The organism is Streptomyces sp. 13-12-16, assembly GCF_002114215.1.
Lineage (GTDB): Bacteria > Actinomycetota > Actinomycetes > Streptomycetales > Streptomycetaceae > Streptomyces.
The window spans coordinates 1-8679 of sequence record NZ_NCTE01000179.1 but is presented as its reverse complement, the minus strand read 5'-3'; the positions used below and the strand labels follow the sequence as shown (position 1 = coordinate 8679).

General features: G+C 71.2%; 10 protein-coding genes. 4 read left to right on the top strand and 6 right to left on the bottom strand.

Going from position 1 to position 8679, the window contains the following annotated elements; genetic code table 11:
- Positions 1 to 87: 87 nt before the first annotated feature.
- Both B7767_RS08505 and B7767_RS08500 read right to left on the bottom strand, forming a co-directional pair.
- A complete protein-coding gene (locus tag B7767_RS08505; protein ID WP_085571636.1) occupies positions 88 to 747 on the bottom strand; it encodes a hypothetical protein in 660 nt (219 codons plus the stop codon).
- 66 nt (positions 748 to 813) lie between these two features.
- Positions 814 to 1314: a hypothetical protein gene (locus tag B7767_RS08500; RefSeq protein WP_085571635.1), complete on the bottom strand. Its 501-nt coding sequence runs from the start codon at positions 1312 to 1314 to the stop codon at positions 814 to 816.
- Between the two features lie 50 nt (positions 1315 to 1364).
- Between B7767_RS08500 and B7767_RS08495 the strand changes: the two genes are divergently transcribed.
- Complete coding sequence (locus B7767_RS08495; RefSeq protein WP_085571634.1) at positions 1365 to 2768, top strand: M1 family metallopeptidase; 1404 nt, start codon at positions 1365 to 1367, stop codon at positions 2766 to 2768.
- Positions 2769 to 2840: 72 nt separating this feature from the next.
- On the opposite strand, the gene B7767_RS08490 is transcribed toward B7767_RS08495, so the two are convergent.
- Entirely contained in the window at positions 2841 to 3416 is a 576-nt protein-coding gene (locus tag B7767_RS08490; RefSeq protein ID WP_030864397.1) for a TerD family protein, read from the bottom strand.
- Between the two features lie 173 nt (positions 3417 to 3589).
- Here B7767_RS08490 and arfB point away from each other — a divergent pair, with 173 nt between their 5' ends.
- Complete coding sequence (gene arfB, locus B7767_RS08485) at positions 3590 to 4027, top strand: alternative ribosome rescue aminoacyl-tRNA hydrolase ArfB (protein WP_085571633.1); 438 nt, start codon at positions 3590 to 3592, stop codon at positions 4025 to 4027.
- Between the two features lie 227 nt (positions 4028 to 4254).
- Here arfB and B7767_RS08480 read toward each other — a convergent pair whose 3' ends face one another.
- Together B7767_RS08480 and B7767_RS08475 are read right to left on the bottom strand one after the other, a co-directional pair.
- On the bottom strand, positions 4255 to 4725 hold the full coding sequence (locus B7767_RS08480; protein WP_085571632.1) for a GNAT family N-acetyltransferase: 471 nt from the start codon (positions 4723 to 4725) through the stop codon (positions 4255 to 4257).
- A gap of 66 nt (positions 4726 to 4791) precedes the next feature.
- Positions 4792 to 5373 (bottom strand): flavin reductase family protein, encoded by a 582-nt coding sequence (locus B7767_RS08475; protein ID WP_085571631.1) that lies wholly within the window; start codon positions 5371 to 5373, stop codon positions 4792 to 4794.
- A 316-nt stretch (positions 5374 to 5689) separates the two neighbouring features.
- Here B7767_RS08475 and cdgB point away from each other — a divergent pair, with 316 nt between their 5' ends.
- Complete coding sequence (cdgB, locus tag B7767_RS08470) at positions 5690 to 7396, top strand: diguanylate cyclase CdgB (RefSeq protein ID WP_085571630.1); 1707 nt, start codon at positions 5690 to 5692, stop codon at positions 7394 to 7396.
- 116 nt (positions 7397 to 7512) lie between these two features.
- Positions 7513 to 8445, top strand: a complete 933-nt coding sequence (locus B7767_RS08465) for a carbohydrate-binding protein (RefSeq protein ID WP_085571629.1) — start codon at positions 7513 to 7515, stop codon at positions 8443 to 8445.
- Positions 8446 to 8451: 6 nt separating this feature from the next.
- Here the strand turns inward: B7767_RS08465 and B7767_RS08460 are convergent.
- A partial coding sequence (locus tag B7767_RS08460; protein ID WP_256923360.1) for a PfkB family carbohydrate kinase occupies positions 8452 to 8679 on the bottom strand: 228 nt, incomplete at its 5' end.

Sequence of the window (8679 nt, the reverse complement as noted above, 5' to 3'; positions counted from 1 at the left end):
CTGGGGATCAGGGTGGAGGGGTGAGGGAGGAGGGGTGAGCGGGGGGAGGGGGGCCGGAACAGGGACAGGGGACCAGGGGGCCGGAGCTCACTCCCCGTACCAACCCCATGTGCCCGTTCGTTCGGACGGGTCGAAGGACTGGTGCAGCGCGATGAGGGCGTTGACGAGTCGGGGATCGACGTCGGACGTCGGCATGCGGTACTCCTCGGCCACCGCACGGAAGACGAGGTGTGCCCGGCGTGAGCCGTCCCGCCAGATGATCCGCCGGGGCGGACGGATCCCGCCGTCGCCCTCGCCCAGCAGGCTCATGACCAGGAACACCAGGCCGACGGGCAGTCCCACGGGCCACCACAGCGTCCACCACAGCAGACGGCCCTCATACCCGCGGAGGGTGCGTCCGGCGACCGGTTCCACGGTCCAGCGTCTCCGGCCGGGGCGGAAGGCCCGTCGGCGCCGTAGCGTGATCCGTCCGAGTGGTGCGCCGGACGGGTCCAGGACCTCGTACACGGCCGGGCGTCCGCTCAGCCGGGAGCCCAGGGGTTGCGTGGTGACCACTCGGGCGACCGGGGCCCCGTTCTCGGCGTGGAGATGGAAGGCGCGTGTCGATCGCAGCCGGTCGGGGGCGGGGCCGTCGGCGTCGCGGGAGAGCCGGACGGCCGGGCCGAGGGCGTCCGGTACTCCGTCCCGGACGATGGCGGGTGGGTGCACCGTGTAGTTCATCACGTAGGTCGCACGCCCCTGCGCCACTGGTCTCCCTCTCGGTTGCGGTGCCGCTCCGGGGAGCGATGCTCTCATCATGGTGACCGACAGTGGTCAGGGGATCCTCGGGAAGCGGGCCTGGAGGGTCCAGACGGCCGGGTTCTCGCCGAGGTCCTCGTGGAGGTCGGTCAGGTCGGCGAGGAGGTCGTGGAGGAAGTCGCGGGCTTCGCGGCGGAGTTCGGTGTGGGAGAAGGTCAGCGGGGGTTCGGAGGCGGGCAGCCACTCCGCCTCGATGTCCACCCAGCCGAAGCGGCGCTCGAAGAGCAGGCGGTCGGTGGACTCGGTGAAGTCCAGTTCCGCGTGCTGGGGGCGGGAGGCGCGGGAGCCGGCCGGGTCCCGGTCGATGTGCTCGACGATGTCGCACAGCGCCCACGCGAAGTCGAGCACCGGTACCCATCCCCAGGCCGTGGACAGCTCGCGGTCCGACTCGGTGTCGGCGAGGTAGACGTCCCCGCAGAACAGGTCGTGGCGCAGGGCGTGGACGTCCGCGCGGCGGTAGTCGGTCTGCGGGGGGTCGGGGAAGCGGTTGGAGAGGGCGTAGCCGATGTCGAGCACGGGGGTGATGGTGTCACGTCGTGGTGCGCAGGTCCTCATAGGATCCTGGAGTGCGCTTCCACCGCCCCGGTTCCCGCAGTGTCGTCGCCGCCCTGCTCGTGGTGTCCGTGGCCGCCTGCGGGGATGGTTCCGGGGCTCCCGCCGGCAGCTCCGGTGTGGGTGATCCGTACTTCCCGAAGGCCGGTAACGGTGGTTACGACGTCGGCCACTACGACCTCGACCTGGCCTACGACCCCCGCGCGCACCGTCTCGCCGGCACCGCGACGATCACCGCACGGGCGGCGGAGGACCTCTCCGCGCTGAACCTCGACCTCGAGGGCCTCGACGTGGAGGAGGTCACCGTCGACGGTGTGGCCGCCCGCTGGAGCCGGGCGGGGCGGGAGCTGACCGTTCGCCCGCGTGAGGCGGTGGACGGCACCTTCCGGGTGACCGTCCGCTATGCCGGCGCTCCGGTGACCGTCACCGACCCGGACGGCTCGGAGGAGGGCTGGCTGCGCACCGCCGACGGGGCGCTGGCGCTGGGGGAGCCGGTGGGGTCGATGGCGTGGTTCCCGGGCAACCACCACCCCTCGGACAAGGCGACGTACGACATCGCGGTGACGGTGCCGAAGGAGTTGCGGGTGGTGTCCAACGGGGAGCCGGCCGGGGAGGAGCGCAGGGGGAGCCGTACGACGTACCGGTGGCGCACCGGCGAGCCGATGGCGAGTTATCTCGCGACGCTGGCCGTCGGCAGGTACGAGGTCCGCCGCACGGTGACCGCCGGCGGGCTGCCCGTGTACACGGCCGTCGATCCGGAGCAGGCGGAGGCGAGCCGTGCGGTCCTGGCGCGGATCCCCGAGGTGCTGGCGTGGGCGGAGCGGACCTTCGGTCCGTACCCCTTCTCCTCCGCGGGTGCGATCGTCGAGCGTCCCGGGGACGCCGGGTACGCCCTGGAGACCCAGAACCGGCCCGTCTTCCCCGGTGCCCCCGACATCGTGCTGCTGGTCCACGAGATCGCCCACCAGTGGTACGGCGACTCCGTGAGCCCGCGCACCTGGCGGGACATGTGGCTCAACGAGGGCTTCGCGACGTACGCGCAGTGGCTGTGGGAGGAGGACCACGGCGGCGGTACCGCGCAGCGGACCTTCGACCTGCTGTACGCCGGTTCGTACTTCCCGGACGCGGGGAGCAATGAGGCCCTGTGGTCCTTTCCGCCCGCCGAGCCGCCGGACGCGGCGAGTGTCTCCGCCACCCCCGTGTACTGGCGCGGGGCGATGGTCCTGCACAAGATCCGGCAGGCGGTCGGCGACGATTCCTTCTCCGCCCTGCTCCGGGGCTGGGCGCGGGAGCACCGCCACGGCAACGCGGACACCGGCGACTTCACGGCGTACGTGGAGAAGTCGGCTCCGGACGAGGACTTCACCGGGATCTGGGAGGACTGGCTGTACGGGGAGGGGCGGCCGGAGCGGCCCTGACGGCATGCCGGAGCCCCGGCCGGCCGGGTGGTTGCCGCCCGGCCGGGGACCGCGTCATGGGCGGGGCGTCCGTCAGACGTTCACGCCGAAGTCCTGGGCGATGCCCACGAGGCCCGAGGCGTAGCCCTGGCCGACCGCGCGGAACTTCCACTCCGCGCCGTTGCGGTACAGCTCGCCGAAGACCATGGCGGTCTCGGTGGCGGCGTCCTCCGACAGGTCGTAGCGGGCGATCTCGGAGCCGCCGGCCTGGTTGATGATGCGGATGTAGGCGTTGCGCACCTGGCCGAAGTTCTGGCTGCGGTTCTCGGCGTCGTAGATCGACACCGGGAAGACGATCTTGTCGATGTCGGCCGGGAGGGCGGCGAGGTTGACGTTGATCGCCTCGTCGTCGCCGGCACCCTCGCCGGTGCGGTTGTCACCGGTGTGGACGATGGTGTTGTCCGGGGTCTGCTTGTTGTTGAAGAACACGAAGTGGGCGTCGGAGTAGACCTTGCCCTGCGTGTTGACCGCGATCGCCGAGGCGTCGAGGTCGAAGTCCGTGCCGGTGGTGGTGCGGACGTCCCAGCCGAGGCCCACGGTGACGGCGGTCAGGCCCGGAGCCTCCTTGGTGAGCGAGACGTTGCCACCCTTGGACAGGCTTACAGCCATTGTTGGGAGTCCCTTCCCTCGTTTACGTACGGCTAGAAGCTACAGCTACCCCATTGAACGCGGAGAGGGGTGCGAGAGGTTCCAGGTCTCTTTACTTTCTTTACCCGTGTCCCGGGACCGATGTCCCGTGATCCGGGATATTCGGGTGACGTGGCCCGGTCAGGCGCGGGAACCTGTACGGCATGTCCGGTCCCTATCTCATCCGCGGCTCCGTCTCCCTGCCCGAGGCCGAGCTCATGTGGCGTTTCTCGCGGTCGTCCGGGCCCGGTGGACAGCATGTGAACACCAGTGACTCCCAGGTCGAGCTGCGTTTCGACCTCGCTCGCACCGAGGCGCTGCCCGAGGTGTGGAAGCAGCGGGCGCTGGAGCGGCTGGCCGGGCGGCTGACCGGTGGCGTGATCACCGTTCGCGCTTCGGAGCACCGTTCGCAGTGGCGCAACCGGGAGACGGCGGCGGTGCGGCTGGCGGCGCTGCTCGCGGAGGCGAGCGCGCCGCCGCCGAAGCCGCGCAGGCCCACGCGGATTCCGCGGGGGATCAACGAGCGGCGGTTGCGGGAGAAGAAGCAGCGGGCCGAGACCAAGCGGGGGCGCTCCGCGCGGGACTGGGGGTGACTCCCCCGGTTCCCCTTGGACGTGGTCCCGGACCCCGGGGTGTGCCCCGGCCCCCCGGGGTGCGCCCCCGGTCCGGGGGCCAGTGTCCCTGCGGGTCCGTCGTGGCTGGTCGCGCAGTTCCCCGCGCCCCTTTGGGGCGCGTCCGCGCGATGGGTGCTGAATGTCGGGTACGGCCCCGCGTCCCTATGGGACGTGAGACCTCCTCCCCCTGACGAGGTCCCGGTGTTTCAGTCCAGCTTCAGTACGCCCACCGTCTCGGTCTCGGCGAGTTCACCGGTCTTGTGGAAGCCCAGGCTCAGGTAGAAGCCCTCGGGGCCGTTGTCGCCGGGTTCCCAGGTGGCGTAGAGCTCGCGTGCGCCGCGGCGGCGGAGTTCCTCGGCCACCGACCGGACGGCGAAGCGGCCGTAGCCCTTGCCCTGTTCCTCCGCCGCGATGTTCAGGCGCCACAGGCCGGAGCGGATGGTGTTGCCGTCGTCGTGCCAGTCGAAGTCGAGGAAGGCCATCAGGAAGCCGACCGCGCGGTCGCCGTCCATGATCAGGCGGGGCCAGGCCTTACCGGGACGCACATAGGCCTCGGCGAGGGAGTCCGCCACCGGGTCGACGGCGAATTCCTGGTCGGGACGGACCCGTATGCCGAGGGCGGTCTTGAGGTTCTCCGGGGTGATCTCTTCGAGGCGAAGTGCGGTGGTCGTCGTCACCCGGGCAACCTAAGCAGGTAAATCCCGTCCGGTGAAAGGGATTTCGCCGACGACGGCAAATCGCGTTCAGCCCAACTGCCGGTAACGGCCCCGGAAATACGTCAGCGGACCGCCCTCCGCGCTCGGTACCCGGGCGGTCAGGACGCGGCCGATCACCAGGGTGTGGTCCCCGGCCGGGACCCGCTGCTCGGTGCGGCACTCCAGGGTCGCCAGCGCGCCGCCCACCAGCGGCGCCCCGCTGTGCTCGCCGCGCAGGTACGGGATGTCCGCGAAGAGCAGGCGGTCGCTGACCCGGCCCTTCATCGCGAAGCGGCCCGCGACGTGCCGCTGGCTCTCGGAGAGCACGGACACCGCCCACAGGGGCTGCTCGTCGAGGAGCTCGTCCATGCGGGAGCCGTTGCGCAGGCTGACCAGCACCAGCGGCGGGTCCAGGGAGACCGACAGGAACGCGGTGGCCGTCATGCCGACGTCCTCGCCGGCCGGCGCCGAAGGGTCGTCGGGGTCCAGGGGCGGCTCCTGCGCGGTCACCAGGACCACGCCGGCGGCCAGCCGGGACAGGGCGGCTCGGAACTCGTCGTTGCTCACCCCCTCAGCATGCCGGGCGGCGGGCGCAGCGGTGATCGTGGACGGGGCGGAAGTGTTCGGCACGCCGGAAACGCTAATCTCCGCTCCACAGGCACCACATCGGACCCCGGCCCGAACCGGGACCTAGGACCAACGCCCGAGTCGGGCACAGTCCATACACAAGCATCACAAAAACTGCGTTCGTCAAAAGCGAGGGGAAACCGCGGAAAGCCCACGCAATTGTTCACGTTTACCTGTGACTTGAGTCACAAGGGGCAAGAATTGTTGACCCTGTGTACCGAGTGGGCAGCGCGCTGTGATTCAGTGGCGGGGAAGCTGCTGGGACGATACGCCGAAGACAACCCTTGATTCGCTGCGAGGTCTCGGGGGGAGGGCGAGGATGGAGACCGAGTCGGAACCCTACGTCCGTCTTGCGTCGCTGCGACAACTCCACCAGGCCATGGCCGACATGAACACGGCCCGCAGCCTGGCGGACACGCTGCAGACGGTCGCCGACGGCGTCGTGGGCGCCCTCGGCTACGAGCTGGCGTGCGTCAACCTCGTACGCCACGACGGCGATCTCGTGGTCGCAGCCCTCGCCGGGAACTCCGCCGCCGAGGCCCTCATCACCGGCCGGTCCGGCTCCCGCGCGGCCTGGGACCGCCGCCTCAACATGGGCGAACGCTGGGGCGACCTGATCTTCATACCGCACACCGAGGGCTGGGTCCTCGACGACGACGACGTCCCGCAGTGGTACACCGACGGGCCCGCGCCCCGCTTCGAGGACGAGTGGCACCCCTCCGACCGGCTCTTCGCCCCGATGTACGCCCCCGGCCCGCAGGGCGGCGGCACCTCCGGCGAACTGGTCGGCGTCCTCTCCGTGGACCGTCCGCGCAACGGCCGCCGGCCCGGCGCCTGGGGCCGCGAGGCCCTCCAGATGTACGCCTTCCAGGCCGCCATCGCAATCAGCAACGCGCGTCTGCGTGCCAACATGCAGCGCGCCCTGGTCCGCCTGGAGCGCGACCAGCAGGCGCTGCGGGCCAGCGAGGAGAGCTTCCGGCAGGCCTTCGAGTACGCCCCCTCCGGCATGGCCATCGCCGAGATGGGCGGCGACCAGCACGGCCGCATCCTGCGCACCAACGACGCCCTGTGCCGCCTCCTGGGCCGCCCCGCCTCCGCGATGCGCCGCTACTCCTTCTCCGACCTCGTCCACCCCGAGGACATAGGCACCCTGCTGCGCACCTCCGCCGAGGGCGGCCGGGCCGAGCTGCGCCTGTGCCGCCGCGACGGCACGTACGTCTGGGTGTCCCTGCGCAACAGCGTCGTCGCCGACGCCGCCGACGGCCCCCGCTTCCTGCTCACCCACGTCGAGGACATAGAGGAGCGCAAGCGCCGCGAGCTCCAGCTCGCCCACCGCGCCTCCCACGACTCGCTCACCGGACTGCCGAACTCCGCCGAGCTGCGGGCGCGGCTGTCCGCCCGGCTGTGCCGGCAGCAGCCGCAGGGCGTGCTGCCCGCCTCCGTCGACTCCATGGCACCCTTCGAGTCCTTCGACTCCGCGGACTCCTTCGACACCGCCTACGGCACACCCGCCTTCGACCGGGGGCACGACTTCGACTTCCCGCCGGGCACGGAGGGGCACGGGGGCTACGACGGCTACGACCACCACGTGCACACCGTCGCGCCCGCCGCCGAGTTCGACGACGGCGCCAAGGGGCTCGCGGTGCTCTTCTGCGACCTCGACGGCTTCAAGTCGATCAACGACCGGTTCGGGCACAACGCGGGTGACGCGGTGCTCATCGAGGTCGCCCGCCGGCTCGGCAACGGCGTGCGCGACGGCGACACCGTCGCCCGGCTCGGCGGCGACGAGTTCGTGATCCTCGCCGACGGGCTCGGCCGGGCCGACGCCCAGGACCTCGCCGTACGGCTGCGCAACGAGATCATCCAGCCCATCCGGGCCGAGGGACGGGCCGTGCGGGTCGGCGCCAGCTTCGGCATCGGGTGGGCGCAGTGCGGGATGACGGCGGACGAAGTGCTGAAGTCGGCCGACGAACGGATGTACGTCGAGAAACGATCTCGTCCCAAACAGCACAGACGTGCGGGATGAAGCGCAGGTCAGTGGGTTGATGCGGTGCGGGTCACCCGTTCGGGCCATGGGAAGCGGGTAGGCTCGTTCTCTCCACACTCGTACCGCACCCGATCCGCAGCTAGGAGCACCAAGGGATGACGGCCGGCAACAACGGCGCGAGCACGCCGGAGGACGACGACCCGTTCGGCTACCTCTACGCCGACGGGCAGGCCAACGGGGCCCAGCCGCCGTCCGGGGGCTACGGCTACCCGAACTCGGTCAACCGGGTGCGACCGGTCGGGACCCGCCAGTACGGCCAGCAGGCGCAGCCCGCTCCGCAGCAGCAGGGCGCGTACGGCCAGGCGAACGCCCACTACGCCGCCCCGGAGACGCTGCCCGGCGGCGCCACCACCGTCCAGTCGCACCAGTCGTCGCACGGCGGGGGCGGCCGGGGCCGCGGCCCGAACACCAAGGGCCTGCTCATCGGCGCGATCGCGGTGGTCGCCGCGGTCGTGATCGGCATCAGCGTGGCCATGATCGGCGGCGACGACGAGGACGGCGGCGGCAACCAGGCGGACTCCACGCCGACCCAGTCCCAGGACAGCGGCGAACCGACCCCGTCGGCGAGCAAGAGCGCGGGCGAGGAGGAGGCGGTGGAGCTGCCCACCGCCGACGCGAAGGCGATGCGGCTGGGCGGTACGGCCGCCCTCGCGTCGGACGTCGAGGGCGCGCAGTCCGACGGCGGCATCTACGTCGCCAACCTCAACCAGCCGGGGAACTCGGTCACCTGGACCGTCAACGACATCCCGGAGGACGGCGCCTACACCGTCTTCGTGCGCTACAGCACCACCGACGAACCCCAGTCGATGACGCTCACCGTCAACGGCAAGGAGTTCGGTTCCAAGCTCAACATGGACAACTTCGCCCGCGCCAAGGACGGCGACTTCTCCAAGGGCTGGACCCAGACCTACGCCTGGCCGACGCTCAACAAGGGTGCCAACACCATCTCGGTCTCCTGCGCCGACGGCGACAAGTGCAACGTCCTGCTGGACCAGCTGTGGCTGAAGGAGGGCCAGGTCAAGAAGTGACCTGCCCTACGCCGCGGTCGCTTCCCCGGTCACCGTGACCTCGGTCAGCAGCTCCTCGTAGGCCGCCCGGTCGAAGTCGCCGGCCGTGGGGGACAGGACCGTCGCCGCCGACAGGGCGACCGCGCGGGCCAGCCGGTCCGGCCAGGGCCGCTGCTCCACCAGGGCCGAGAGCAGGCCCGCGACGGCCGAGTCCCCGGCGCCGGTCGGGCTGCCGAGCAGCCGCCGCGGAGGGAC

Excerpts from the sequence above, each read along its gene's own strand:
- B7767_RS08490 (WP_030864397.1), bottom strand. The coding sequence starts at position 3,416 with ATGGCTGTAAGCCTGTCCAAGGGTGGCAACGTCTCGCTCACCAAGGAG.
- cdgB (WP_085571630.1), top strand. The coding sequence starts at position 5,690 with ATGGAGACCGAGTCGGAACCCTACGTCCGTCTTGCGTCGCTGCGACAA.
- B7767_RS08465 (WP_085571629.1), top strand. The coding sequence starts at position 7,513 with ATGACGGCCGGCAACAACGGCGCGAGCACGCCGGAGGACGACGACCCG.